Source organism: Cupriavidus consociatus (assembly GCF_017814975.1).
Classification (GTDB): domain Bacteria; phylum Pseudomonadota; class Gammaproteobacteria; order Burkholderiales; family Burkholderiaceae; genus Cupriavidus; species Cupriavidus consociatus.
This window is the reverse complement of sequence record NZ_JAGIQA010000031.1, coordinates 58,485-82,951: the sequence shown is the minus strand read 5'-3', so window position 1 is coordinate 82,951 and position 24,467 is coordinate 58,485. Positions and strand designations below refer to the sequence as shown.

At 66.0% G+C, this 24,467-nt stretch carries 25 protein-coding genes, 1 tRNA gene and 1 pseudogene; 20 read left to right on the top strand and 7 right to left on the bottom strand.

From position 1 onward, the window contains the following. Positions 1–6: 6 nt before the first annotated feature. The 11 genes from truA (at position 7) to J8I82_RS31075 (ending at position 11,579) form a co-directional block, all read left to right on the top strand. Entirely contained in the window at positions 7–825 is an 819-nt protein-coding gene (gene truA, locus J8I82_RS31125; protein ID WP_209763411.1) for a tRNA pseudouridine(38-40) synthase TruA, read from the top strand. Beyond that, on the top strand, positions 812–1,534 hold the full coding sequence (locus J8I82_RS31120) for a phosphoribosylanthranilate isomerase (RefSeq protein WP_209763410.1): 723 nt from the start codon (positions 812–814) through the stop codon (positions 1,532–1,534). Before truA ends, J8I82_RS31120 begins: the two co-directional genes overlap by 14 nt. 133 nt (positions 1,535–1,667) lie before the next feature. Beyond that, positions 1,668–2,861, top strand: a complete 1,194-nt coding sequence (trpB, locus tag J8I82_RS31115) for a tryptophan synthase subunit beta (RefSeq protein WP_116346157.1) — start codon at positions 1,668–1,670, stop codon at positions 2,859–2,861. Then, positions 2,861–3,772: a DNA-methyltransferase gene (locus tag J8I82_RS31110; RefSeq protein ID WP_209763409.1), complete on the top strand. Its 912-nt coding sequence runs from the start codon at positions 2,861–2,863 to the stop codon at positions 3,770–3,772. The genes trpB and J8I82_RS31110 overlap by 1 nt, the downstream gene beginning before the upstream one ends. A 1-nt stretch (position 3,773) precedes the next feature. Beyond that, entirely contained in the window at positions 3,774–4,574 is an 801-nt protein-coding gene (trpA, locus tag J8I82_RS31105; protein ID WP_209763407.1) for a tryptophan synthase subunit alpha, read from the top strand. Between the two features lie 175 nt (positions 4,575–4,749). Then, on the top strand, positions 4,750–5,622 hold the full coding sequence (gene accD / locus J8I82_RS31100) for an acetyl-CoA carboxylase, carboxyltransferase subunit beta (protein WP_133095497.1): 873 nt from the start codon (positions 4,750–4,752) through the stop codon (positions 5,620–5,622). A gap of 147 nt (positions 5,623–5,769) precedes the next feature. Continuing rightward, on the top strand, positions 5,770–7,080 hold the full coding sequence (gene folC, locus J8I82_RS31095) for a bifunctional tetrahydrofolate synthase/dihydrofolate synthase (RefSeq protein ID WP_209763405.1): 1,311 nt from the start codon (positions 5,770–5,772) through the stop codon (positions 7,078–7,080). A gap of 67 nt (positions 7,081–7,147) precedes the next feature. Then, on the top strand, positions 7,148–7,870 hold the full coding sequence (locus J8I82_RS31090; RefSeq protein WP_209763404.1) for an SPOR domain-containing protein: 723 nt from the start codon (positions 7,148–7,150) through the stop codon (positions 7,868–7,870). Positions 7,871–7,913: 43 nt separating this feature from the next. After that, positions 7,914–8,411 (top strand): CvpA family protein, encoded by a 498-nt coding sequence (locus J8I82_RS31085; protein ID WP_209763429.1) that lies wholly within the window; start codon positions 7,914–7,916, stop codon positions 8,409–8,411. A gap of 110 nt (positions 8,412–8,521) precedes the next feature. Further along, positions 8,522–10,051 (top strand): amidophosphoribosyltransferase, encoded by a 1,530-nt coding sequence (gene purF / locus J8I82_RS31080; protein ID WP_209763402.1) that lies wholly within the window; start codon positions 8,522–8,524, stop codon positions 10,049–10,051. Positions 10,052–10,373: 322 nt separating this feature from the next. Continuing rightward, complete coding sequence (locus J8I82_RS31075; RefSeq protein ID WP_209763400.1) at positions 10,374–11,579, top strand: O-succinylhomoserine sulfhydrylase; 1,206 nt, start codon at positions 10,374–10,376, stop codon at positions 11,577–11,579. 15 nt (positions 11,580–11,594) lie between these two features. Here J8I82_RS31075 and J8I82_RS31070 read toward each other — a convergent pair whose 3' ends face one another. Next, positions 11,595–11,894, bottom strand: coding sequence for a hypothetical protein (locus tag J8I82_RS31070; protein ID WP_245180317.1), 300 nt, complete (start codon positions 11,892–11,894; stop codon positions 11,595–11,597). Here J8I82_RS31070 and sugE point away from each other — a divergent pair. Next, positions 11,888–12,210: pseudogene (gene sugE / locus J8I82_RS31065) on the top strand (quaternary ammonium compound efflux SMR transporter SugE). The gene J8I82_RS31070 and the pseudogene sugE sit on opposite strands and share 7 nt — an antisense overlap. Positions 12,211–12,238: 28 nt before the next feature. On the opposite strand, the gene J8I82_RS31060 reads toward sugE, so the two are convergent. The 3 genes from J8I82_RS31060 to rpsU all read right to left on the bottom strand — a co-directional run bounded on the left by J8I82_RS31060 (position 12,239) and on the right by rpsU (position 14,424). Continuing rightward, positions 12,239–13,102, bottom strand: coding sequence for an ABC transporter permease (locus J8I82_RS31060; RefSeq protein WP_209763399.1), 864 nt, complete (start codon positions 13,100–13,102; stop codon positions 12,239–12,241). A gap of 13 nt (positions 13,103–13,115) precedes the next feature. Beyond that, complete coding sequence (gene nodI, locus J8I82_RS31055) at positions 13,116–14,027, bottom strand: nodulation factor ABC transporter ATP-binding protein NodI (protein ID WP_209763398.1); 912 nt, start codon at positions 14,025–14,027, stop codon at positions 13,116–13,118. 184 nt (positions 14,028–14,211) lie between these two features. Next, a complete protein-coding gene (gene rpsU / locus J8I82_RS31050; protein ID WP_010814647.1) occupies positions 14,212–14,424 on the bottom strand; it encodes a 30S ribosomal protein S21 in 213 nt (70 codons plus the stop codon). 492 nt (positions 14,425–14,916) lie between these two features. On the opposite strand from rpsU, the gene J8I82_RS31045 reads away from it, so the two are divergent. The 5 genes from J8I82_RS31045 (at position 14,917) to J8I82_RS31025 (ending at position 19,555) form a co-directional block, all read left to right on the top strand. Beyond that, positions 14,917–15,306, top strand: a complete 390-nt coding sequence (locus J8I82_RS31045) for a cupin domain-containing protein (protein ID WP_209763397.1) — start codon at positions 14,917–14,919, stop codon at positions 15,304–15,306. A gap of 48 nt (positions 15,307–15,354) precedes the next feature. Further along, the gene (locus tag J8I82_RS31040; RefSeq protein WP_209763396.1) at positions 15,355–16,332 is read left to right on the top strand and encodes a Bug family tripartite tricarboxylate transporter substrate binding protein; all 978 of its coding nucleotides are present in this window, start codon (positions 15,355–15,357) and stop codon (positions 16,330–16,332) included. A 20-nt stretch (positions 16,333–16,352) separates the two neighbouring features. Next, entirely contained in the window at positions 16,353–17,519 is a 1,167-nt protein-coding gene (locus J8I82_RS31035; protein ID WP_209763395.1) for an acyl-CoA dehydrogenase family protein, read from the top strand. A 14-nt stretch (positions 17,520–17,533) separates the two neighbouring features. Beyond that, positions 17,534–18,688: a CaiB/BaiF CoA transferase family protein gene (locus J8I82_RS31030; protein ID WP_209763394.1), complete on the top strand. Its 1,155-nt coding sequence runs from the start codon at positions 17,534–17,536 to the stop codon at positions 18,686–18,688. A 99-nt stretch (positions 18,689–18,787) separates the two neighbouring features. Further along, positions 18,788–19,555, top strand: coding sequence for an IclR family transcriptional regulator (locus J8I82_RS31025; RefSeq protein ID WP_209763393.1), 768 nt, complete (start codon positions 18,788–18,790; stop codon positions 19,553–19,555). A 111-nt stretch (positions 19,556–19,666) separates the two neighbouring features. On the opposite strand, the gene J8I82_RS31020 is transcribed toward J8I82_RS31025, so the two are convergent. The 3 genes from J8I82_RS31020 to fdxA form a co-directional block, all read right to left on the bottom strand. Further along, positions 19,667–19,742 (bottom strand) — tRNA-Asn (locus tag J8I82_RS31020). 211 nt (positions 19,743–19,953) lie between these two features. Then, on the bottom strand, positions 19,954–21,063 hold the full coding sequence (locus J8I82_RS31015; RefSeq protein WP_209763392.1) for an NAD(P)/FAD-dependent oxidoreductase: 1,110 nt from the start codon (positions 21,061–21,063) through the stop codon (positions 19,954–19,956). 86 nt (positions 21,064–21,149) lie between these two features. Next, complete coding sequence (fdxA, locus tag J8I82_RS31010; RefSeq protein WP_133095510.1) at positions 21,150–21,473, bottom strand: ferredoxin FdxA; 324 nt, start codon at positions 21,471–21,473, stop codon at positions 21,150–21,152. 383 nt (positions 21,474–21,856) lie between these two features. Between fdxA and J8I82_RS31005 the strand changes: the two genes are divergently transcribed. The 3 genes from J8I82_RS31005 (at position 21,857) to J8I82_RS30995 (ending at position 24,340) form a co-directional block, all read left to right on the top strand. Then, a complete protein-coding gene (locus J8I82_RS31005) occupies positions 21,857–22,321 on the top strand; it encodes a hotdog family protein (protein ID WP_245180315.1) in 465 nt (154 codons plus the stop codon). A 68-nt stretch (positions 22,322–22,389) separates the two neighbouring features. Then, on the top strand, positions 22,390–23,565 hold the full coding sequence (gene pncB / locus J8I82_RS31000) for a nicotinate phosphoribosyltransferase (RefSeq protein ID WP_209763388.1): 1,176 nt from the start codon (positions 22,390–22,392) through the stop codon (positions 23,563–23,565). An 88-nt stretch (positions 23,566–23,653) separates the two neighbouring features. Further along, positions 23,654–24,340, top strand: a complete 687-nt coding sequence (locus J8I82_RS30995) for a LutC/YkgG family protein (protein ID WP_209763386.1) — start codon at positions 23,654–23,656, stop codon at positions 24,338–24,340. Positions 24,341–24,467: the final 127 nt, after the last annotated feature.

Genomic DNA, 24,467 nt, shown 5'->3' with positions numbered 1-24,467 from the left:
CCCGACATGAACCGCATCGCACTTGGCCTGCACTACGACGGCGCCGCCTTTTCCGGGTGGCAGTCGCAGCCGCACCGCAACACCGTGCAAGACCACCTGGAAGACGCCATCGAGCGCTTCGCCGGCGTGCGCCTGCCGACCACCGTTGCGGGGCGCACCGATACCGGCGTGCACGCGCTGGGGCAAGTGATCCACCTGGATACCGAGCTGGAACGCGAGCCTTTTTCCTGGGTGCGTGGCGTCAATGCCTTCCTGCCGGCGTCGATCGCGCTGCAGTGGGCGCTGCCGGTCGACGACGGCTTCCATGCCCGCTTCCTTGCGTACGAGCGCATGTATTACTACGCGCTCTACACCGGTCCGCACCGGGTGCCAATGGTTCATGGCCGCGCCGGCTACCAGATGCTGCCGCCCGGACAACGCCTCGACGTCGACGCCATGCGCGAAGCCGCGGCGCATCTGATCGGCGAGCACGATTTTTCCGCGTTCCGCGCCGCGGAGTGCCAGGCCAAGTCGCCGGTCAAGACCATGTATGACGTCACTATCCGCGACGACGGCAAGTGGGTGTTCCTGCGCTTCCGTGCCAGCGCCTTCCTGCACCATATGGTGCGCAACCTGATGGGCTGCCTGGTGGCGGTGGGCCGTCGACGCTACCCGCCGCAATGGCTGGCGCAGGTGCTGGCCGGGCGCGACCGCAAGCTGGCGGCGCCCACGTTCATGCCGGACGGCCTCTACCTGGTCGGGGTCAAGTATCCTGATGCTTACCCGATCCCCGCGGCCGACCCATCCGCGAGCCTGTTCCATGGAGTGTTCGATGACGCAGCCTGAGGGCAGTCCGGTGCACCTGCCGCAGCGTACCCGCATCAAGATCTGCGGCCTGACCCGCGAGGATGACGTGCGCGCCGCCGTCGATGCCGGCGCGGACGCGATCGGGCTGGTGTTCTACCCGAAGAGCCCGCGCTACGTCGAGGTGGCGCAAGCCGCGGCGCTGGCCGAGGCCGCCGGGCCGTTCGTCGCGGTGACTGGCCTGTTCGTCAACGCCGAACTGGAAGACATCGCCCACGTGGCGGAGCGTGTGCCGTTGACGTTGCTGCAACTGCACGGTGACGAAACCCCGCAGTTCTGCACCCAGGCCGCGCAGCGCTGCCGGCTGCCGTTCCTGCGCGCCGCCCGTGTCCGCCCGGGGCTTGATTTGGTAGAATTTGCCGATCAATACCGTGATGCCGCTGCCTTGCTGCTCGATGCCTTCGTCGAAGGCTATGGCGGTGGCGGCCACGTCTTCGACTGGACCCTGATTCCTCCGGCATGGCTTCCGCCCAATCCTCCGGTTACGGCAACCGGCAACCCGAACGCAAGCGGCGCTCCTCGCATCGTTTTGAGTGGTGGGTTGAACGCGCAAAACGTCGCTGGCGCGATTGAGCGCGTGCGGCCCTACGCTGTGGACGTCAGCAGCGGGGTAGAGGCCGCCAAGGGCGTGAAGGACCATGCCCGCATTGCCGAGTTCGTGCGCGCTGTCCGCGGCGCCAGAGCCGGATGAGCCGGATCGAAGCCCGATTCCCTCCGCATGCTGCGCCCGCCGCTTTCACATATCCATAGCGGGCATCGCGCACCCAGTCAACCAGGCGAGCCTTGCCGAGTGAGGCAAGGCCGCTGTTCCGAAGAGCCTAGACATGTACGACCTGCCCGATTCCCGTGGCCATTTCGGCCCCTATGGCGGCACCTTCGTTTCCGAGACGCTGGTCCACGCGCTGGACGAGTTGCGCGAAGCCTATGCGCACTACCAGAAGGACCCGGAGTTCGATGCCGAATTCCGTCGCGAGCTGAAGCACTTCGTCGGCCGCCCGTCGCCGATCTACCACGCGCAGCGCTGGAGCGAGACGCTGGGTGGCGCGCAGATTTACTTCAAGCGCGAAGACCTGAACCACACCGGCGCGCACAAGATCAACAACGTCATCGGCCAGGCGCTGCTGGCCAAGCGCATGGGCAAGCCGCGCGTGATCGCCGAGACCGGGGCAGGGCAGCACGGCGTGGCCACGGCCACCATCGCCGCCCGTTTCGGCATGGAGTGCGTGGTCTACATGGGCGCCGAGGACGTCAAGCGGCAGGCCGCCAACGTCTACCGCATGAAGCTGCTGGGCGCGACCGTGGTGCCAGTGGAAAGCGGCTCGCGCACGCTCAAGGACGCGCTCAATGAAGCCATGCGCGACTGGGTCACCAACGTCGAAAACACCTTCTACATCATCGGCACCGTGGCCGGCCCGCACCCGTACCCGATGATGGTGCGCGACTTCCAGTGCGTGATCGGCGAAGAGGCCAAGGTGCAGATGCCCGAGCTGGCCGGCCGCCAGCCGGATGCCGTGATCGCCTGCGTGGGTGGCGGCTCGAATGCCATGGGCATCTTCTATCCGTACATCGAGCACCAGGACGTGCAGCTGATCGGTGTGGAAGCCGCCGGCGACGGCCTGGACACCGGCCGCCACGCGGCTTCGCTGACCGGCGGCACGCCCGGCGTGCTGCACGGCAACCGCACCTACCTGCTGCAGGACGACAACGGCCAGATCATCGAGACCCATTCGGTGTCGGCCGGCCTGGACTACCCGGGTGTCGGCCCCGAGCACGCCTGGCTCAAGGACAGCGGCCGCGCGCAGTACGTGCCGATCACCGACGAGGAAGCGCTCAAGGCCTTCCACGACTGCTGCCGCATCGAGGGCATCATCCCGGCGCTGGAATCGAGCCACGCGATCGCCTACGCCTGCAAGCTGGCGCCGACGCTGCCCAAGGACAAGCTGCTGCTGGTGAACCTGTCCGGCCGTGGCGACAAGGACATGCATACCGTGGCCGAGCGCGCGGGGCTCAAGCTCTGATGCGCGCGCTGCCCCACCCCCAGGGCCTTGCCGTCGGCGGTCCCGACTGCTTGCCCGGCGCGACCGATGCGCCGCCGCTGCACCTGTTCCAGGAAGACATGTTCGAGGGCATTGCCCGCCTGCCGGACGGCTCGGTCGACCTGATCGTGGCCGATCCGCCGTATGGCCTGGGCAAGGACTACGGCAACGATTCCGACCTGCTGTCCGGCCAGGCCTACCTGGACTGGTCCGAGCGCTGGATGGATGCGGTCGTGCCCAAGCTCGCGCCCAAGGGCACGCTCTACCTGTTCTGCACCTGGCAGTATTCGCCGGAGCTGTTCGTGATGCTCAAGCGGCGCCTGACGATGATCAACGAGATCATCTGGGATCGCCGCGTGCCCAGCATGGGCGGCACCACGCGCAAGTTTTCGTCGGTGCACGACAACATCGGCTTCTTTGCCAAGGCGCGCGACTACTACTTCGATCTCGACCCGGTCCGCATTCCGTACGACCCCGAGACCAAGAAGGCGCGCAGCCGTCCGCGCTTCGAGGGCAAGAAGTGGCTGGAGGTGGGCTACAACCCCAAGGACCTGTGGAGCATCTCGCGCATCCATCGGCAGGATCCCGAACGCGCCAACCACCCGACGCAGAAGCCGCTGGAGATCGTCGAGCGCATGGTGCTGTCGAGCTGCCCGCCGGGCGGCCTGGTGCTGGACCCGTTCGCGGGCAGCGGCACCACCGCGGTGGCGTGCCTGCGCCACGGCCGGCGCTTTGTCGGCTACGAGATCAACCCGGAGTACGTGCAGGTGGCGTGCGGGCGCGTGGCCGCGGCCGCGCAAGCCATGCCCGCGATCGAGCCTGACGCCACCCCAACCCTGGCCGCCGCCAATGACGACGCCTCGCCGGCGCCGCGGCCTCACCTGATTCCCTGATATGTCCCGTATCCAGAAGACGTTCGCGGCACTGGCCGCGCAACAGAAGAAGGGCCTGATTCCGTTCATCACCGCCGGCGATCCCGAGCCCGGCCTGACCGTGGCGCTGATGCACGCGCTGGTGGCGGGCGGCGCCGACGTGATCGAGCTGGGCGTACCATTCTCCGACCCGATGGCCGACGGCCCGGTGATCCAGCGCGCCTCCGAGCGCGCGCTGGCGCAGGGCGTGTCGCTGACGCAGGTACTGCAGTGGGTGCGCGAATTCCGCCAGACCAATGCCGGGACCCCGGTGGTGCTGATGGGCTACGCCAACCCGATCGAGCGCATGGGCGAAGAGGCCTTCGCCAGGGCCGCCAGCGCGGCCGGCGTGGATGGCGTGCTGGTGGTCGACTATCCGCCCGAGGAGTGCGAGTCGTTCGCCGGGCTGATGCGCGACAACGGCATGGACCCGATCTTCCTGCTGGCGCCGACCTCCACCGATGCGCGGATCGAGGCGGTGGCCAAGGTCGCCAGCGGCTATCTTTACTACGTCTCGCTCAAGGGCGTGACCGGTTCCGCATCGATCGACCTGGACAGCGTGGCCTCGCGCCTGCCGCTGATCAAGCAGCACGCCAACCTGCCGGTGGGCGTGGGCTTCGGCATCCGCGACGCGCAGACCGCGCGCGCGATCGGCAGCGTGTCCGACGCGGTGGTGATCGGCAGCCGCCTGGTGCAGTTGCTGGAAGACACGCCGCGCAAGCAGGCGGTGGTGGCGCTGCAGGCGTTTATCGCGGAGATCCGCCAGGCGCTGGACGCCAAGTGATCTAACCATGGCCCGATGGACTTCAAAAAGTGGCGTGACGTGCTCAATACATGCGCCGCGCTTCGAGGTCACCGGCCCGCCGTGGTAAATTTGCGGGTTGATTCCCTGCCACCTGCCGAAGTTCGCCCTGATACAGGGTTTGCCGGCGGCGCGCAGCTATCCGAAAGGAGCTTTCATGAGCTGGTTGGATAAACTCCTGCCCCCCAAGATTCAACAGACCGACCCCCGTACCCGCAAGGGTATCCCGGAGGGGTTGTGGGTCAAGTGCCCGTCGTGCGAGTCCACCCTGTACCGGACCGATGTCGAGGCCAACCTGCACGTCTGCCCGAAGTGCGACCACCACATGCGCATCAACGCGCGTGCGCGCCTGGACGCGCTGCTCGACGCCGAAGGCCGCTATGAGATCGGCCAGGAGATCGTGCCGGTCGACGCGCTCAAGTTCAAGGATTCGAAGAAGTATCCGGACCGCATCAAGGCGGCCATGGACGAGACCGGCGAGACCGACGCCATGGTGGTGATGGGCGGTGCCATCCACACCATCCCGGTGGTGGCGAGCTGCTTCGAGTTCGAGTTCATGGGCGGCTCGATGGGCTCGGTGGTGGGCGAGCGCTTCGTGCGCGGCGCACAGGCCGCACTCGAGCAGAAGGTGCCGTTCATCTGCTTTACCGCCACCGGTGGCGCGCGCATGCAGGAAAGCCTGTTGTCGCTGCTGCAGATGGCCAAGACCACGGCCATGCTGAACCAGCTGAGCGCGAGCAAGCTGCCGTTCATCAGCGTCCTGACCGACCCGACCATGGGCGGCGTGTCGGCCTCGTTCGCCTTCCTGGGCGACGTGGTGATCGCGGAGCCGAAGGCGCTGATCGGCTTTGCGGGCCCGCGCGTGATCGAGCAGACCGTGCGCGAGAAGCTGCCGGAAGGTTTCCAGCGCTCGGAATTCCTGCTGCAGAAGGGCGCCGTCGACATGATCGTCGACCGCCGCAAGATGCGCGCCGAACTGGCGCAGCTGCTGGCGCTGCTGCAGAAGCAGCCGGCCGACGCGGTGGCATAACGCCACGAATATCGCTGTACTGAAGGCGCGGGTGGTTGACGCGCCTTTCGCCTTTTCTGGACGCCCGCGGCGCTGGCCCTTGACTTTGCGCCCGCCTGCCCGAATCTGGTAGCAAACGCTTTCCATCGCTTTCCTTGCCCACCTGAAATGCCTGTCTTCCACACGCTCCCCGAATGGCTCACCCATCTCGAAACCGGCCACCCCGTGGGCATCGACATGGGCCTGACGCGCATCACGCGCGTAAAGGAAGCCCTCGGCCTGCGCATCGACGCCACCGTCTTCACCGTGGGCGGCACCAACGGCAAGGGCTCGACCTGCGCCATGCTCGAGCGCATCCTGCTGGAGGCGGGCTACAAGGTGGGCTGCCATACCTCGCCGCACCTGATCTCGTTCAACGAGCGCGCGCGCCTCAATGGCGAGATGGCGACCGATGCGCAACTGCTGCCGCACTTCGAGGCGGTCGAGCGTGCGCGCAACAGCTTTGCCGACCCGGTCAGCCTGACGTACTTCGAATTCACCACGCTGGCGATCATCCATTTCTTCGCGGCTTCGGGCCTGGACGCGATCATCCTCGAAGTCGGGCTGGGCGGCCGCCTCGATGCGACCAATGTGATCGATACCGACTGCGCCATCGTCACCAGCGTCGATATCGACCATACCCAGTACCTGGGCAACACGCGCGAGGAAATCGGCTTCGAGAAGGCCGGCATCTTCCGCCCGGGCGTGCCGGCGGTGTGTGGCGACCCGGTGCCGCCCAAGTCGCTGGTGGCACATGCCGAGGCCATCGGCGCCGAGCTGTGGCTGGTGGGCCGCGATTTCAATTTCCACGCTGCCAAAGGCCAGGAACGCCAGCAATGGGACTGGAGCGGCGGCGGGCGCAAGCTAAACGGCCTGGGCTACCCCGCGCTGCGCGGCGCCAACCAGCTGCTGAACGCCGCCGCGGTGCTGGCCGCGCTGCAAGCCATGCGTCCGCAATTGCCGGTGAGTGCGCAGGAAGTGCGCAACGGGCTGGCGTTCGTCGAACTGCCGGGGCGCTTCCAGGTGCTGCCGGGACGGCCCGCGGTGATCCTCGACGTGGCGCATAACCCGCATGCGGCCGCCACGCTGGGACAGAACCTGGAGAACATGGGCTTTTTCCGCTACACCTATGCGGTGTTTGGCGCGATGCAGGACAAGGATATCGCCGGCGTGCTGCAGCACGTGGCCGACAAAGTCGACCACTGGTGCCTGTGCGACCTGCCGACCGAGCGCGCCGCCAGCGCCGCGGACGTGCTGGCGACGCTGGAGGGGGGCGGTTTCCGCGCCGGCCCCGACGCCACCGCCGCCTGCTTTTCCAGTCCGGAGGCGGCGTTCCGCGACGCCATGGAGAGAGCGACCGAGAATGATAGAATTCTGGTCTTCGGATCGTTCTATACCGTCGCCGGCGTGATGGCCTACCGGGCCACGCAAGCCAACTGACCTGGCACTGAGCGGCAAACGCAACGACCGGCCCCTGTCAGAGGGGGCTGTCGCACCGAACCAATCTATGGGCCTGCTTTCGCTGTTTTCTTCCCGCAAGGGCAACGACCCGGCACCAGAGCGTGCGCGCCGCCAGCGCAACGACCCGGGTGCAGGCATCGCCTCGTCGCGCCGTCTGGCCGACGAATATGCCGACGACACGCTTGATCCTGAATTCCCGCAGAAGCAGCGCGCACGCCGCCGCCTGATCGGCGCCGTGGTGCTGGTGGTGGCCGCGGTGATCGTGCTGCCAATCGTGTTCGAGACCAAGCCGCGCCCGGTGGCCGACGATGTCGCGGTCAAGGTGAGCGGCGGGCAGGGCAGCAGCAAGCCCCGTGTCGAGCCGCGCAAGGCCGATCCGCTGCCGCCGGCGCCGGCGGCCCGCAACGATGCGGCGGCGCTCGATGCCGGCGAGGAAATCGTCAATACGGCGGACAAGCCTGCCGACAAGCCCGTCCAGCGCGCCGAGGCCAAGGCCGACGCAAAGCCTGAAGCCAAGCCCGAGGCCAAGCCCCAGGGCAGCGGCAAGTACCTGATCCTGATTGGCGCATTCTCGTCGGAAGAGAAGGCAAAGACCTGGCTGGCCAAGCTCAAGGCGAGCAAGGTGCCGGCCTATGTGGAAAAGAAAGTGCTGGCCGACGGCGAGCGCATCCTGCTGCGCGCCGGCCCCTTCAGCGACCGCGACGCCGCCGATGCCGCCGACAAGCGCGTGCGCGCGGCGGGCCTGACCTCGAAGGTAATCGAACAGTAAAGGGCTAGCGCTGCCTGGCGCATGGGCGCGGCAGCGAGCAATGATGCAGCCGACTTTCTTCGACTACGCCGTGGTCTTCATCCTGCTGGCCTCGGCCGCGCTGGGGGTGCTGCGCGGCCTGGTGCGCGAGGTGCTGTCGCTGATCGGCTGGGTGGTGGCATTCTGGGTCGCGTTCCGCTATGGCGCGGTAGCCGCGGGCTGGATGCCCGAGTCGCTGCCCGGCGGCGAGCTGGCCCGCCACGCGCTGGGTTTCGTGGTGCTGCTGATCGGCACCGTGCTCGGGGCGTCGCTGGCCGGCATGGTGGTCGGGCAGTTGCTGGAGAGCACGGGCCTCAAGCCGGCGGACCGCGGGCTCGGGCTGGTGTTCGGATTGCTGCGCGGCGTGCTGCTCGTGATGGTGATGGTGACGCTCGCCAGCCTGACGAAATTGCCGGAGGAACCATTCTGGCGCGATGCGGTGAGCCGCCCCTACGTGATGCAGGCCATGGAATCGGTAAAGCCATGGCTGCCGCCGGAGCTGGCGAAGTACGTCAAGACATGACATGAAGCCGGGCATGGTGCCCGGCCAGTAGTACGCAGGCCTTGCGGTCCGGAAGGATAGCCGGACCAGGCTGCGCCCCCCTGATTCAAAGCCTTTCCTGGGAGCTTGGCATGTGCGGTATCGTCGGTGTGGTTTCAGCCACGCCTGTCAACCAACTGATTTACGACAGCCTGCTGTTGTTGCAACACCGCGGACAGGATGCTGCCGGCATCGCCACCGCCAACGGCAGTACTTTCCACATGTACAAGGCCAACGGCCTGGTGCGCGACGTCTTCCGTACCCGCAACATGCGCGGCCTGCCGGGCACCGCGGGCATCGGCCAGGTGCGCTACCCGACCGCCGGCTCGGCCTCGAGCGAGGAAGAGGCGCAGCCGTTCTACGTCAACGCCCCGTACGGCATCATCCTGGCGCATAACGGCAACCTGACCAACTGGCAACAGCTGCGCGAGGAAATGTTCCGCCGCGACCGCCGCCACATCAACACGCACTCCGACACCGAAGTGCTGCTGAACGTGCTGGCCGACGAGCTGCAGCGCGCCAGCAACGGCATGGCGCTGGAACCGGAAACCATCTTCAAGGCCGTTGCGGGCATGCACCGCCGCGTGCGCGGCTCTTACGCCATCGCGGCGCAGATCGCCGGCTACGGCATGCTGGCGGTGCGCGATCCGTTCGGCATCCGCCCGCTGTGCCTGGGCAGCGTCGAGACCCCGTCGGGCAAGGAGTGGATGGTTGCCTCCGAATCGGTGGCGCTGGAGGGCATCGGCTACAAGTTCGAGCGCGACGTGGCAGCGGGCGAGGCCATCTTCATCGACCTGGACGGCAAGCTCTACAGCAAGCAGTGCGCCGACAATCCGGTGCTGACGTCCTGCATTTTCGAGTACGTCTACCTGGCACGCCCGGACTCGTGCATCGATGGCGTTCCGGTCTACGACGCGCGCCTGCGCATGGGCGACTACCTGGCCGAGAAGATCCGCCAGGAAATCTCGGCCGGCGACATCGACGTGGTGATGCCGATTCCCGATTCGAGCCGCCCGGCTGCGATGCAGGTGGCCAACCGCCTGGGCGTGAACTACCGCGAAGGCTTCTTCAAGAACCGCTACGTCGGCCGTACGTTCATCATGCCCGGCCAGGCGGTGCGCAAGAAGTCGGTGCGCCAGAAACTCAACGCCATGGGCGTCGAGTTCAAGGGCAAGAACGTGCTGATCGTCGACGACTCGATCGTGCGCGGCACCACCTCGTTCGAAATCGTGCAGATGGCGCGCGACGCCGGTGCCAACAAGGTGATCTTCGCCTCGGCCGCGCCGCCGGTGAAGTTCCCCAACGTGTACGGCATCGACATGCCGACCCGCAGTGAACTGGTGGCGCATGGCCGCACGCACGAAGAGATCGCAAAGATCATCGGCGCGGACAAGCTCGTGTACCAGGACGTGGAAGCGATGAAGCAGGCGGTGCGCGACATCAACCCGGCGCTGAAGGACTTTGATGCGTCGTGCTTCGATGGCCGTTACGTCACCGGCGATATCGACGAGGCCTACCTGGACCGCCTGGAAACCGCGCGCAGCCAGGCCGACCGCGACGGCACCGCGTCCGATACCGAGCGCTCGGCGCTGCACCTGCAGCGCTCCGGCAACAACGAGTAAGCCGCAAGCCCGCCACGCGGGCACGTCCCTTCGTTGACGGATGCGACGCCCGGCCGTAACATGGCCGGGCGTCGATTTGACAGTCAGCTTGCGGACGCGGGTCCAGCCCGAAACAGCTAAAGAGATGGTGGCCGGCAAGATTCGCCAATGCGCACAGCGCTGCGCAACGCTTCCACCAATCACCACAGCCCGCCGAAGGCCGCCGCAGAACAGCAAGCCCGTCGATCCGACCATCCGATCGCACGGGCTTTTTTCATGGCCGGCCGCCTGCCGCGGCATGCCGCAACCATTGCATTCGCGCGGGTACGACCGCGCCACCAGCATGAACGAACCGCTCAATCCTGAATCGCTCGGCATCGATACCCTTGGCGTGCGCGCCGGCACGCTGCGCAGCGAGTTCATGGAGCATTCCGAGGCCATGTACCTGACCTCGAGCTTCTGCTTCAACAGCGCCGCCGAGGCCGCCGAACGCTTCGCCAACTCGGAAGAGGGCTTCACCTATTCGCGCTTCACCAACCCCACCGTGTCGATGTTCCAGTCGCGGCTGGCCGCGCTGGAAGGCGCGCAGGCCTGCATGGCCACGGCATCGGGCATGAGCGCGATCCTGTCGGTGGTGCTGTCGTCGATGCAGGCGGGCGATCACCTGGTCAGCTCGCGCGCGATCTTCGGCTCGACCATGACGCTGTTCAACAATATCTTCGGCAAGTTCGGCGTGGAGACGACCTTTGTCGATCCGACCGACCTCGAAGCGTGGCGTGCGGCAGTGCGGCCGAACACGAAGCTGTTCTTCCTGGAGACGCCGTCGAATCCGCTGACCGAAGTGGCTGACATCGCGGCCGTGGCGAACATCGCCCACAACGCCAATGCGCTGCTGGTGGTCGACAACTGCTTCTGCTCGCCCGCGCTGCAGCAGCCGATGAAGTTCGGCGCCGACATCGTGGTGCACTCCGCGACCAAGCATATCGACGGCCAGGGCCGCGTGCTGGGCGGCGCGGTGCTGGGCTCGCACGATTACATCATGGGCAAGGTATTCCCGTTCGTGCGTACCGCCGGCCCGACGCTGTCGGCGTTCAACGCATGGGTGCTGCTCAAGGGCATGGAGACGCTGGCGATCCGCATGGAGCGACATTCGTCCAGCGCGCTGGCGCTGGCGCAGTTCCTGGAGTCGCATCCGGCTGTGGCGCGCGTGTTCCACCCGGCGCTGGCGTCGCACCCGCAGCACGAGATTGCGATGCGGCAGCAGAGCGGCGGCGGCGCGATCGTTTCGTTCGAACTGAAAGGCGCCACGCCCGAACAGCAGCGCGCCAACGCATGGCGCGTGATCGACAACACGCGTCTGTGCTCGATCACCGGCAACCTGGGCGATACCCGCACCACCATCACGCACCCGTACACCACCACGCATGCGCGCGTGAGCCCGGAGGCCAAGGCGGCCGCAGGCGTGGGAGAAGGGTTGATCCGGCTGGCGGTGGGGCTGGAGTCGGTCGAGGACCTGAAGGCCGACCTGCTTCGCGGCCTGGGCGAATAAGCAAGCCGGCAGCGCTTACTGCGCCGGCTCCGGCGACGGCGACGGCGACGGATCGTCGCTGCCGGCCACCGCTTTCACGCCGGCAGCGGTGATGTCATAGGTGGTGCCTACCGCGGTCGAGGCCACGCTGACCGCTGCGGAGCCGACCGTCGCCACGGTCGAAACCGCGGCACTCCCCACGGCCATCACCATGCAGCCGTTCAGCGAAAGGGTGGCCAACGCGGCTGTCAGCGCCACGGCAACGCGCTGCAAGGTGGCGGATTCTCCGCTATCGTTGCGCACGATACGTTGCAACGGGAATTTTCGGTATGGCATGGACACTGCTGGCCCTGGCAGGGCGCTGTTCGAGGTGGTGTGGGCAATCGGGCTCAAATACACCGACGGATTCACGCGCCTGGTGCCGAGCGTCATCACGCTGGCCGGCATGGCCATCAGTGTAATCCTGCTGGCGCTGGCGCTGCGTCACATTCCCGTGGGAACCGGTTACGCGGTGTGGACCGGGATCGGCGCGGTCGGCACCGCGATCCTCGGCATCATACTCTTCAATGAGCCCGCGACCGCGGCGCGCATCGGCTGCATCGCACTGATCGTGTGCGGCATTGCCGGGCTCAAGCTGGCGGGCAGCGCCTGAGCCTGCCCGCGCCCAATCCCGGCGCAACTCAGCGAAGCATGCGCCGGCGCAGCAGCACCAGCGAAACCACCAGCGCGGCCGCCGCATAGGCGGCGAGCACGGCAAGGTGCAGGCCGGCGCCTTCCACAGGCCGGCCCAGCATCAGCGGCCGAATCAGCTCGACCGCGTGCGCCAGCGGCAGCAGCCGGGTTGCCGCCTGCACGCCTTCCGGCAATTGCTCCACCGGAAAGAACACGCCCGACAGCAGCAGCATCGGCGTCATCACCAGCGTCTGGTAGAACATGAAGAAGTCGTAGCTGGGCGCGAGCGCGGTGACGATCATCGCCAGCGCGGCGAAAGCGATGCCGGCCAGCACGATCACCGGCAGCGCCAGCAGCGCGCCCGGCATTTGCGCATAGCCGAGCGCGGCCGCCACCAGCATGATTGCCAGGCCCGACAGCACCGCCTTGCTGGCCGCCCAGAAGATCTCGCCCAGTACCACGTCGCCCAGCGTCAGCGGCGCGTGCATGATCGCTTCCCAGGTGCGCTGTACGTGCATGCGCGAGAAGGCCGAGTACATAGACTCGAAGCTGGCCGACATCATCACGCTCGATGCGGCGGTGCCGGCGGCGAGGAAGGCGATGTACGAAACGCCGTTGACCTGGCCCACCATCAGCCCCAGTCCGAGGCCGAGGCCGAACAGGTAGATCATCGGGTCGGCCAGGTTGCCGATCATCGACGGAATGGCCAGCTTCTTCCACACCAGGTAGTTGCGGTACCAGACCATCATCCAGTTGCGCATGTTTCGCGGCAGCAGCGGCTGTGGATAGGTCTGGCGCGTGGCCGGGCCAGCGCTACGGGTGGCGATGGCGGGCCTTTCGGACGTATCGGTGCGGGGATCCTGTTCGCTCATGTCAGTCCCTGGTTCAGTCCCGCATCTCGCGGCCGGTCAGCTTGAGGAACACGTCCTCCAGGTTGGCCGGGCGGTGCAGGTAGCGCACGCCGTTCCTGCCGTGCAGCGCCGCCAGCAGCGGGGCGGGCTCGCGCACGTAGCAGAACAGCGTTTCGCCGCTCATTTCGGTGCGCTGCGCCAGCGGTGTCAGCGTGCCGCGCAGCGTATCCAGTTCATCGCCGTAGACCTCGACCACATCGCAGCCGATCTGGCTGTCGATCAGCTCGTGCGGCTTGCCTTCGGCAATCTTGCGCCCGCCGTCGATCACGCACAGGTAGTTGCACAGCCGTTCGGCTTCTTCCATGAAGTGCGTGGTCAGCAGAATGGTCTTGCCGCTCGCCATCAGCGACTTCAGGCGCTCCCAGATCAGGTGGCGCGCCTGCGGATCAAGCCCGGTGGTGGGCTCGTCCATCACCAGCAGGTCGGGATCGTTGATCAGCGCGCGTGCCACCGTCAGGCGCCGGCGCATGCCGCCGGAGAGATCGCGTACCTGCGCGTCTGCCCGGTTCTCCAGCCGGGCGAATTCGAGCAGCATGGGCACGCGCCGCTCGATCTCGGCCGACGACAGTCCGAAGTAGCGCCCGAAGATGCGCAGGTTCTCGATCACCGAAAAATCCGGATCGAGGTTGTCGAACTGCGGCACCACGCCCACGCGCATGCGCGCCTGCGGCGCGCGCTCGGGGATGGGCTCGCCGCACAGCGTCAGCGTGCCGGCCATCGGCGTGGTCAGGCCCAGCAGCAGGCGTAGCGTGGTGGTCTTGCCGGCGCCGTTGGGGCCGAGCAGGCCAAAGCACTGGCCGCGAAACACCTGGAGGTCGAGGTCGTCGACGACGACCGTATCGCCGTATTGCTTGCGCACCTTGCGCAACTCGAGGATGGCAGTCAAGGCAGGGTCCGTTGGGCGCCTTCAGAAGACGCAATATCCGTCATTATGCCGGGCATCGGCGCAACGCTCAGGTGGCGCAGTGCAGCAAAAGCTGCCAGTCTGGAGCGCGGGCCGGACGCGCATTCCCCGCGGGCATAAAAAAAACCGCCAGCGAACTGGCGGTTTTTTGTGAAGCTTGCCCGAATCAGTACATCTTCTTCGGCAGCATCTGCATGCGCAGGCGCTTGCGCAGGCGTGCTTCGGCGGCCTTCTTCTTGCGCTTGCGCTCGGTCGTCGGCTTCTCGTAAGCGGTGCGGCTCTTGAGTTCGACGATCAGGCCAGTCTGCAGAATGGCACGACGGAAACGCCGCATTGCAACTTCAACGGGCTCACCGGGTTTCAAAACGATCTTGGTCAATTCAGTCCTTTAGGGGATTGCCGCGGTAACGGCTGGTTCACACGGGGGGAAACTGCTGTCGCCGGAGCGACTGGTATTGCACGCTGGGCATAGGCCCGGTGCGCCCCCGCGAACCTGAAAGATGTGGACGTTTCAGTCCGTGCAGCCAGTGTCAGGGGTGATAGCGCCAGGTCCGAATATAACTTGGAGCCTGACAGTACCGGTTTCCATGAATGCTATACGCCCGTAACTATGGCATGTATACGACGCGCCTGTCAAGAATGGCGTGCGATGGGCGCCGCAAGAAAGGTCGGCATGCCACGAATTATCCGCATTTCCGCGCTCGCTGGCCACTCCCGCCAGAACCAGCGATGACGACCTCGTTGCTGGCCTCACGGTAAACCCGCAAAGCGCCATAAATTGTTTGACGAAGCAATTCATGTGTATAAACTAAGATTCATAGACATGAATTATTCGCCTTCGCATGGCGAGGTCCAGACAGGAGAGAGAAGCGTGCCGAAACCGCCGGTTTATTTCATCTCGACCGACGAGGTCGAGGGCTACCACCCCGCCAACCACGTCGGCACGCTGAACCGCCGGCTGATTAGCCCCGAGACCGTCGGTTCGCGCCACCTGGAAGTGATCCACGGCACTATCGAGAAGGGCAAGGGCGCGCTGCCACACGCGCACCCCGGCATCGAGCAGGTGTGCTACGTGCTTGAAGGCCGCGCCATTGCCGAGGTCGGCGGCCAGCGCAAGGAACTGGGACCGGGCGATTGCTGCTTCTTCCCACCGGACGAGATGCATGTGTTCACGGTGGTAAGCGAAGAGCCAGCCAGGATCCTGGTGATCTATTCCCCACCGTACGAGGAATCGCCTGAGCGCGTGATACGGCCCGCCTGAGACGCGGCCGGCCACGGTAAGGGTTCATATAACGACAGGAGACAGACCGTGAAGTACTTCAAGACCGCTTTCGCCAGCCTGGTGCTGGGATGTGCCGCCGCGCTGTTTGCAACCCCGGCGCTTGCCGCCGATGAATTTCCGTCCAAGCCGCTGCGCCTGGTAGTGCCGTTCGCCGCCGGCAGCGGCACCGATGCCGTGGCGCGGCTGACCGCGAAGTACCTGGGCGAATCGCTGCAGCAGCCGGTGGTAGTCGACAACAAGCCCGGCGCCAACGGCACCATCGCCGCCGAGTTCGTCGCCAAGGCGCCGGCGGACGGCTATACGCTGTTCATGACCACAAACACCACGCATTCGGCCAACCCGTCACTGATGAAACAGCTGCGCTACGACCCGGTCAAGGACTTCACGCCGGTTTCGCGCATGGGCAACCTGCCGTTCATGCTGGTGGTCAATCCGCAATTGCCGGTGAAGACGCTGCGCGAGTTCATCGACTACGCCAAGGCGCATCCTGGCATGAGCTACGCGAGCGGCAACAGCACCGGCATTGTTGCCGGCGCGACGCTGTCGAAGATGGCAGGCCTGAAGATGCTGCACGTGCCGTACAAGAGCACGCCGCCGGCGATGACCGACGTGATGGGGGGCCAAGTGCAGGCGATGTTCGTCGACTTTGCCGCGGGCATCGCCAATGTGCGCGCCGGCAAGCTGCGCGCGCTGGCCGTGACCACCGCGCAACGCAGTGCGCTGCTGCCCGATCTGCCGCCGGTCGGCAGTGCGCCAGAACTCAAGGGCTTCGATATCACGTCCTGGAACGGCGTGTTTGCACCCGTCGGCGTGCCGGCGCCCGTGGTGGAGCGCCTCAACCGCGAACTGGTTGCCATTGCCACCAGCAAGCAGCACGCCGCGCAGTTCCACGCGCTGGGCTTCGAGCCGTTTGGCAGCACGCCCGCCGAGCTGAACCAGTTTGTCGTGGCCGAACTGCAGAAGTGGGCGCGGCTGGTGAAAGACGCGGGCATCCAGCCGGAATAAACAACGAGACAGGCAAGCACATGAATTTCGATCTCTCCGAAGAACAGGCATCGATTGTCGAAGCCGTGCAGCAGGTCTGCACGCAGTTCGACATGGAATACTGGGACCGCCTCGACAAGTCCGGCACCTATCCGCACGAGTTCTACAAGGTCCTGTGCGAGGGCGGCTGGCTGGGCGTGGCGATGCCGGAGGCGTTCGGCGGCGCCGGTCTCGGCATCCTGGAAGCGGCGCTGGTGATGCAGACCATCTCGCAGTCGGGCGCTGGCATGACCGGCGCCTCGGCGGTGCATATGAACGTGTTCGGCCTGAACCCGGTGGTGGTGTTCGGCACCGAAGAACAGAAGGGCCGCTTCCTGCCACCGCTGATCGCCGGCAAGGAGAAGGCCTGCTTCGGCGTGACCGAGCCGGACGCGGGGCTGGACACCACCAAGCTCAAGACCTTCGCGCGCAAGGTACCGGGCGGCTATTCGGTGAGCGGGCGCAAGATCTGGATCTCGACCGCGCAGGTGGCCGACCGCATGCTGCTGCTGGCGCGCACCACGCCGCTGGAGCAGGTGAAGAAGTCGACCGAAGGGCTGTCGCTGTTCTACACGAAGGTCGACCGCAGCAAGATCGAGATCCGCGAGATCGACAAGATGGGCCGTGCGGCCGTCGATACCAACATGCTGTTCATCGACGACCTGTTCATCCCGGAAGAAGACCGGATCGGCGAAGAGGGCAAGGGCTTCGAATACATCCTGCATGGCCTCAACCCCGAGCGCATCCTGATTGCCGCCGAAGCCATCGGGCTGGGCCGTGCGGCGCTGGCGATCGCCACGCAGTACGCCAAGGAGCGCGTGGTTTTCGGCCGCCCGATCGGCATGAACCAGGGCGTCCAGCACCCGCTTGCGCAGGCGTGGATGCAGCTGGAATCGGCCAACCTGATGATGCTGAAGGCCGCCGCGCGCTACGACGCGGGCCAGTCCTGCGGGGCGGAGGCCAACGCGGCCAAGTACCTCGCCGCCGAGGCCGGCCACAACGCGTGCCAGACCGCGATCCTGACGCTGGGCGGCATGGGCTATTCGCGTGAATACCGCGTCGAGCGCCTGCTGCGCGAATCGTATATTCCACGCATCGCGCCGGTCAGCCCGCAGCTGATCATGTGCTTTATCGCCGAGCGGGTGCTGGGTTTGCCCAAGTCGTACTGAACGTGGAGGTGACGATGCAAGACATAGCGCCTCCCGCGACCGGGCCACTGGCAGGCGTGCGGGTGATCGACATGACCTCGGTCGCAATGGGTCCATATGCCACGCAGATCCTCGGCGACATGGGCGCCGAGGTAATCAAGGTCGAAGCGCCCGCCGGCGATGTGTTCCGCCATGCCGAGCCGGCGCGCCATGCCGCGATGGGCGCCAGCTTTCTCAACCTGAACCGCAACAAGCGGTTCGTGGTGCTCGACGTCAAGCACCCGGACGACCTTGCCGAGCTGAAGTCGCTGATCGCCACGGCCGATGTCTTCGTCTCCAACGTGCGTCCGCAGTCGTTGCGCAAGCTCGGCCTGGACTATGCCTCGCTGCGGGCGGACCATCCGCGGCTGATCTATTGCGGCGCCTATGGCTATTCGGAGGAGGGGCCCTACGCCGGCGCACCGGCCTTCGACGACATCATCCAGGCGCGCAGCGGGATGGCGCAGTTCCAGGGCGCCAACTCGAACGAGGGGCCTCAGTATGTCAACACCATCCTTGCCGACAAGGTCGCCGGCCTGACCGTCGCCTATGCGATCCCGATGGCGCTGTATGAGCGCGAGCGATCGGGCCAGGGGCAGGCCATCGAGGTGCCGATGTTCGAGACGCTGGTGTCCTTCCTCGCCACCGAGCAGCTCGCCGGGCAGACTTTCGTGCCGCCGCTCGGCCCTGCCGGCTATCCGCGCGTAATGTCGGCCCACCGCAAGCCGTACCGCACCAGCGACGGCCATCTTGCTTTGCTGCCCTATACCAGTGCGCAGTGGCTGCGCTTTTTCGACCTGTCAGGCCATGCCGAACTGGCGCGCGATCCGCGCTATGCGACCCCGGCCGCGCGCAGCGCCAATATCGACGCACTCTACGCCACGCTGGCCGAGATCGTCGCGCAGCGCACCACCGCGGAATGGCTAGCGTTGTTGCGCGACGCCGATATCCCGCACAGCGAGCTGCCGCATTTCGACAGCCTGGTGGATGACCCGCACCTGCGCGCCACCGGCATGATGTTCGAATACGACCATCCGAGCGAAGGACGCCTGCGCGGCGTCGGCATCCCCACGCGGTTCTCGCGCACGCCCGGTAATATCCGCAGCTGGCCGGAAGGCTTGCCAAAGGCGCAGGACGACACCGGCACCTGATCCGCCCGCACCGGGATCGGCAGGTGCCGCCCGCATGTCGCGTACCAACGCGCCGCGTACAATTCCGGCCAAAGCACACGGAAGTCGAGGAAGCCTACGATGGCAGAAAACGAAGCGGCGGAAAAATCCGGCTATGGCAGCGTCAAGACGGCGCTGCGCGTGATCGAGATCATGGAGATCTATGCGCGGGAAGGGCGCTCGCTGACGCTGACCGAACTGGCGAAGCTGCTGGGCGCACCGATGTCGAGCTGCCTGGGGCTGATCCGCACGCTGGCGTCGCTGGGCTACCTGTACGAAACCGGCCGCCGCCAGGGCTATTACCCCACGCGGCGGTTGCTCGATATCGCCCAGCGCATCGCGCGCAACGACCCGCTGCTCGAACGCGTGCAGCCGGTACTCGAGTCGCTGCGCGACGACACCGGCGAAACCGTGATTTTCGGCAAGCTGCAGGACGACGGTCGCGTGTTGTACCTGGAGGTGCGCGAGTCCGCCAACCCGGTGCGCTATATCGCCGCGCCGGGCGAACTGCGCGACGCGCATGTCAATTCCATCGGCCGCGCCATCCTCGGCACCATGACCGCGGAGAGCCGCGCGGAACTGCTGGCCGGCGTTAGCTTTGCGTCGCGCACCGGGCGCACGGTGGACTCGCTGCGGGTATTCGAGGCGGCGATGCAGCAATGGCAGGCGCAGGGGTGGTATCCGAATTTCGGCGAGTCGTTCCGGGACCTGGGGGCCATCGCCATTCCGGTCTCGCTCGGCGGCGTTGTCTACGGGATGTCGGTGGCAGGCCCGCTGCATCGGGTCGAGGCCAATGCGGAGGCTATCGTTGTGGCACTGAAGGCCGCAGGCGGTTCACTGCAGGGATAAAAGCGGAGGGAAGGGGTGGCGAGGGGCAGGGGCTGCGGCAGCCCCGGGCGCAAGCCACAAACGGCACAAACGAAAAAGCCCGGTGCGTTTGCACCGGGCTTCCGTATCGGTTGGCTCCCCGACCTGGGCTCGAACCAGGGACCTGCGGATTAACAGTCCGTCGCTCTACCGACTGAGCTATCGGGGAACAGCTGAGAAAAAGATTATAGCCAGTTTCTCTTTTTGTCGTCAACACCTTGTCAACATTTTGTTTGTCGTCAGGTGTTTCGGAGCCGCTGGCTGCTGCGTCCCACGTTGGTGTTCGACAGCGAGGCCGCATTATAGCGACGGTTTTTAGTTTGTGCCAGAAAAAAACCGCCTTGCGGCGGCTTTTTTCTGTGGCACCGTGCAGCGCCGGATCAGTCGAACACCGGCGATTCCACGCCCAGGACCTTGTGCAGCTTCGGCGAGGTCGTGGTGTACTGCATGTGGATCTTCTTCTCGGGGAAGATATACGGCGCAGCACCGAACGCGGCCAGCGCGGCCTCGTGGAAGCCCGACAGGATCAGCTTCTTCTTGCCCGGGTAGGTGTTGATGTCGCCCACCGCGAAGATACCCGGGATGTTGGTCTGGAACTTCTCGGTATCCACCCTGATCTGCTTGCGCTCCAGGTCCAGGCCCCACTCGGCGATCGGGCCGAGCTTGGGTGATAGGCCGAAGAACACCAGCAGGTCGTCCAGCGGCAGGCGGCGGGTCACGCCGTCGGCACCCGTCACCTTGATCTCGGTGAGCACGCCGTCCTTCTCTTCATAGCCGCCGATCTGGCCGACCAGGAACTGCATTTCCATCTGTTCGCACAGTTCCTTCATCTTGGCCACCGAGGCCGGCGCGGCACGGAAGCCGTCGCGGCGGTGGATCATCACCACCGACTCGGCCTTGCCGACCAGGTCCAGCGTCCAGTCCAGCGCCGAGTCGCCGCCGCCGACGATCACCAGGTTGCGGCCATGGAAGCGGCTCGGATCCTTGACGCGGTAGAACAGTTGCTTGCCGTCGAACTTGTCGAGGCCCTCGACCTTCAGCGTACGCGGCTGGAACGAGCCCACACCGGCGGCGATGAAGATGGTCTTGGTGATAAAGCGGGTTCCGAGCGAGGTCTCGACGAAGAAGCGCCCGTCGTCACGGCGCTCCACCACGGAGACTTCCTGGCCCAGGTGGAAGGTCGGCTCGAACGGCTCGATCTGCTTGAGCAGGTTGTCGGTCAGCTCCTGGCCGGTGCAGCTGGGCACGGCCGGGATGTCGTAGATGGGCTTGTCCGGATACAGCTCCACGCACTGCCCGCCAACGACTTTCAGGGAATCGATCACGTGGGCCTTGATTTCGAGCAGGCCCAGTTCAAACACCTGGAACAGGCCCACCGGACCGGCGCCGACGATCAGCGCGTCGATTTCGAGCGGCTGGCCGCCAGCGGGGCTGCCGCCTTCGACCTGCTTGGTCGCGTCGGCAACGGGATTTGGAATGCTCAAGTCCATATTCGTCCTGATACGTTGGTTGGGCACGCGGGTGCCCGGCATTGCGGAAAGCGCGTGGGGACGGCTTTCTTTGCTGCCTGGTACGCTCAGCGCTCCAGGTACTGCAGCTTGTCGGTGGTGTCCTTCCAGTCCTCGGCCTCGGCCAGCGGGGCCTTGGTCTTGGTGATGGAAGGCCAGGCGCGCGCCAGCTCGGCGTTGAGTTCGATGAACTGCTGCTGGTCGCCCGGCACGTCTTCCTCGGCGTAAATGGCATTCACCGGGCACTCGGCCACGCACACGGCGCAGTCGATGCACTCATCCGGGTCGATGGCCAGGAAGTTCGGGCCTTCGCGGAAACAATCCACCGGACATACGTCAACGCAGTCTGTATAGCGGCAACGGATGCAGGATTCGGTGACAACGTGAGTCATTTCGGTTCCAGGAAAACGGGTCGGCTTTTGATGGGAAACTGTTGGGCCGCTTCTTGCCGGCGGACGCCTCCATCTGCCTTGGCGGGCAGGTATGGGCGGGACGAGCGCCGGCCGTGGCCTTTCGGGAACCGGTATTGTAGCCGAGCCTTCTGGCAAGGATAGCGGGTCTATATAGCTGGATCAGATAGTTTTCTTATTTCTTTATGTGCTTTTGATCCAAGACATGGCGGGCACGCTGGCGTGCTTGCGCGACCGCAGGCATGATGAGGCCGCCTGAGTGCCCCATGCCTCCACGCCGGGAGATTCATATGCTACGCCAGCTTCGTGATTGCCGCCGCGCCGCCTTGCTGCCCTTGCTTGTGATTCTGGCGGCATTTCCCGCGATGACAACGTCCGCCGGTGCGCAAGCCCTGGTCCAGCCGGGCATGGCGGACAGCGTGGTGTCCCGGCTGGTGGCATGGCGCGCGCGCTCCGAGGCGCCGGTCGCCTTGCCCGCGTTGACCGGCTTCGACTGGGACCACTTCACCGTGACCGATTCCCCCGCGGGCGAAGCCATCGCCCATTGCGGCCGCGCCGGCCTGATGCCTTGCGGTCCCGAGCTGAACCCGAAGCCGGGGGACCGGATGCAGGTGCTGCGCTTCGAGCGCGCGGGGGCGGCGGTCTACACCGAGCGCATCCTTGCCGAGGACGGCGCCTTTGCCGAACCGCTGCCGCAACGCGTGCCGCGCAGCGCCGCCACGCTGGTTTCGTGCCCCGGGCGCGACGGCCGGGCGCTGTGGTGCCTGCAGGGCAGGGCGGCCGGAAAGCCGGTCCTGCGCGCGCCGCAGCCCTTCCTCGACGGCGCCTGACCGCCCCGGACCCGCGCAGTCTCGGTTAGCATGTCGGACTGACCCGGCACATCGCCGTCTGGCTAGCCATGATCATCCAGTCTCTGCTCGACACCGACCTGTACAAGTTCACGATGATGCAGGTAGTCCTGCACCAGTTTCCGCAGGCGCAGGTCGAATATCGCTTCAAGTGCCGCAACGCCGGCGTCGACCTGACGCCGTATATCGACGAGATCCGTGCCGAGATTGCGCACCTGTGCCAGCTGCGCTTTACCGATGACGAGCTCGCCTACCTGCGCGGCCTGCGCTTCATCAAGAGCGATTTCATTGACTTCCTCGGCCTGTTCCACCTGAACGAGAAGTACGTGTCGGTGCGCGAGGCGCCGCAGGGCAACGGCGAGATCGAGATCTCGATCATCGGCCCCTGGCTGCATACCATCCTGTTCGAAGTGCCGGTGCTGGCGATCGTCAACGAGGTCTACTTCCGCCGCACCCAGCCGCGGCCCGATCTCGCCGGCGGCCGTCGCCGCCTGGAAGACAAGCTTGCCCTGCTGCAGCCGCCGGAACTGGCCGATTGCGTCATCGCCGACTACGGCACGCGCCGGCGCTTCTCGCGCGACTGGCAGGAAGAAGTGCTGCTGACCATGCGGCGCGAGCTCGGTCCGCAGCTCGCCGGCACCAGCAACGTCCATTTCGCCCGCCTGCACAACATGGTGCCGCTCGGCACGATGGCGCACGAATACCTGCAGGCCTGCCAGGCACTGGGGCCGCGTCTGCGCGATTCGCAGGTGTACGCGCTCGAACGCTGGGCGCGCGAGTACCGCGGCGACCTTGGCATCGCACTGTCCGACACTTACGGCTTCGATGCCTTCCTGCGCGACTTCGACCTGTACTTCTGCAAGCTGTTCGACGGCGTGCGCCATGACTCGGGCGACCCGATCATGTGGGGCGAGCGCATGGTGGCGCATTACGCCGCCAACCGCGTCGACCCGCGCACCAAGACGCTGATCTTCAGCGACAGCCTGGACGTGCCGCGCGTGATCGAGCTGTTCCAGCGCTTCCACGGCCGCTGCCGGCTGGCCTTCGGCGTCGGCACCAACCTGACCAACGATCTTGGCTACACGCCACTGCAGATCGTGATCAAGATGGTGCGCTGCAATGGCCAGCCCGTGGCCAAGCTGTCGGACACACCGGAAAAGACCATGTGCGACGATTCCGGCTACCTGTCCTACCTGCGGCAGGTGTTCTCGGTCCATCCGGCATAGCGGGGGCAATAGCGGGGATTTCGGCGCGCCGTGCCGTGCCGCGGCAACTATAATCGGCGCATCCTCGCCAACCGCACTGCCAGGCCTTATGGAAACCAACGACGCCCGCGACCGCATCTTCGCCCGCATCCGTGCCGCACAGGGCAGGCCGCGCCAGCCCACGCAGGGCGAACGCGCCGCGGTGGCCGACTACCTCGCGCGCCATCCGCAAGGCCCGCGCCCGGTGCCGGCTGCCAATCTCGTCGAAGCCTTCCTGGGGCAGGCCCAGCGCATGGCGTCTACCGTCGATCGTGTCGACACCATGGACCAGGTGCCAGCGGCAGCGCGACGTTTTCTCGACAGCCTGAACCTGGTGCAGCGCGCGGTGGCATGGGATGCGCTGGGCACGCTGCCTTGGCAGGACGCCGGCATCGTGGTCGAATGCCGTCCGCCTCTGCGGGAGGTCGAGGCTGACCGCGATCATGGCGATCTGGTCGGGATCACCGGCTGCTTCTGCGCGATCGCCGAGACGGGCTCTCTGATGCTGCTGTCGGGACCGACGACGTTTGCCTCCGCCGCGCTGCTGCCGGAAACGCATATCGCGGTGGTGCCGCGCTCGCGCGTGGTCGCCGGTCTGGAAGACGCCTTTGCGCTGGTGCGCAGCGAGCGCGGCGAGCTGCCGCGCGCGACCAATATCATCAGCGGCCCGTCGCGCACCGGGGATATCGAGCAGACCATCGTGCTGGGTGCGCATGGCCCGTATCGGGTGCATGTGATCGTGGTCGAGCAGGCTTGATGCATGGGTCGGCACCAGCATAAGAATCGCCTGTAAACGCGCGACGGAGCGCGGTCGCGCGAGGAGCTTGGATTACACTTGCAGGCTTGCCGTGAGAGCCCGCATGCCATTCGTTGCCGGGGCTCGA

What these genes read in the sequence shown, in the direction of transcription:
- J8I82_RS31005 (WP_245180315.1), top strand. Translation starts at nt 21,857, where the DNA reads ATGACAACGTCCGCCGGTGCGCAAGCCCTGGTCCAGCCGGGCATGGCG.
- trpA (WP_209763407.1), top strand. Translation starts at nt 3,774, where the DNA reads ATGTCCCGTATCCAGAAGACGTTCGCGGCACTGGCCGCGCAACAGAAG.
- J8I82_RS31060 (WP_209763399.1), bottom strand. Translation starts at nt 13,102, where the DNA reads ATGAGCGAACAGGATCCCCGCACCGATACGTCCGAAAGGCCCGCCATC.
- purF (WP_209763402.1), top strand. Translation starts at nt 8,522, where the DNA reads ATGTGCGGTATCGTCGGTGTGGTTTCAGCCACGCCTGTCAACCAACTG.
- J8I82_RS31035 (WP_209763395.1), top strand. Translation starts at nt 16,353, where the DNA reads ATGAATTTCGATCTCTCCGAAGAACAGGCATCGATTGTCGAAGCCGTG.
- J8I82_RS31085 (WP_209763429.1), top strand. Translation starts at nt 7,914, where the DNA reads ATGCAGCCGACTTTCTTCGACTACGCCGTGGTCTTCATCCTGCTGGCC.
- J8I82_RS31120 (WP_209763410.1), top strand. Translation starts at nt 812, where the DNA reads ATGACGCAGCCTGAGGGCAGTCCGGTGCACCTGCCGCAGCGTACCCGC.
- J8I82_RS31110 (WP_209763409.1), top strand. Translation starts at nt 2,861, where the DNA reads ATGCGCGCGCTGCCCCACCCCCAGGGCCTTGCCGTCGGCGGTCCCGAC.
- truA (WP_209763411.1), top strand. Translation starts at nt 7, where the DNA reads ATGAACCGCATCGCACTTGGCCTGCACTACGACGGCGCCGCCTTTTCC.
- J8I82_RS31075 (WP_209763400.1), top strand. Translation starts at nt 10,374, where the DNA reads ATGAACGAACCGCTCAATCCTGAATCGCTCGGCATCGATACCCTTGGC.
- fdxA (WP_133095510.1), bottom strand. Translation starts at nt 21,473, where the DNA reads ATGACTCACGTTGTCACCGAATCCTGCATCCGTTGCCGCTATACAGAC.
- J8I82_RS31015 (WP_209763392.1), bottom strand. Translation starts at nt 21,063, where the DNA reads ATGGACTTGAGCATTCCAAATCCCGTTGCCGACGCGACCAAGCAGGTC.
- trpB (WP_116346157.1), top strand. Translation starts at nt 1,668, where the DNA reads ATGTACGACCTGCCCGATTCCCGTGGCCATTTCGGCCCCTATGGCGGC.
- J8I82_RS31030 (WP_209763394.1), top strand. Translation starts at nt 17,534, where the DNA reads ATGCAAGACATAGCGCCTCCCGCGACCGGGCCACTGGCAGGCGTGCGG.
- accD (WP_133095497.1), top strand. Translation starts at nt 4,750, where the DNA reads ATGAGCTGGTTGGATAAACTCCTGCCCCCCAAGATTCAACAGACCGAC.
- J8I82_RS31025 (WP_209763393.1), top strand. Translation starts at nt 18,788, where the DNA reads ATGGCAGAAAACGAAGCGGCGGAAAAATCCGGCTATGGCAGCGTCAAG.
- folC (WP_209763405.1), top strand. Translation starts at nt 5,770, where the DNA reads ATGCCTGTCTTCCACACGCTCCCCGAATGGCTCACCCATCTCGAAACC.
- J8I82_RS31070 (WP_245180317.1), bottom strand. Translation starts at nt 11,894, where the DNA reads ATGCCATACCGAAAATTCCCGTTGCAACGTATCGTGCGCAACGATAGC.
- J8I82_RS30995 (WP_209763386.1), top strand. Translation starts at nt 23,654, where the DNA reads ATGGAAACCAACGACGCCCGCGACCGCATCTTCGCCCGCATCCGTGCC.
- J8I82_RS31090 (WP_209763404.1), top strand. Translation starts at nt 7,148, where the DNA reads ATGGGCCTGCTTTCGCTGTTTTCTTCCCGCAAGGGCAACGACCCGGCA.
- pncB (WP_209763388.1), top strand. Translation starts at nt 22,390, where the DNA reads ATGATCATCCAGTCTCTGCTCGACACCGACCTGTACAAGTTCACGATG.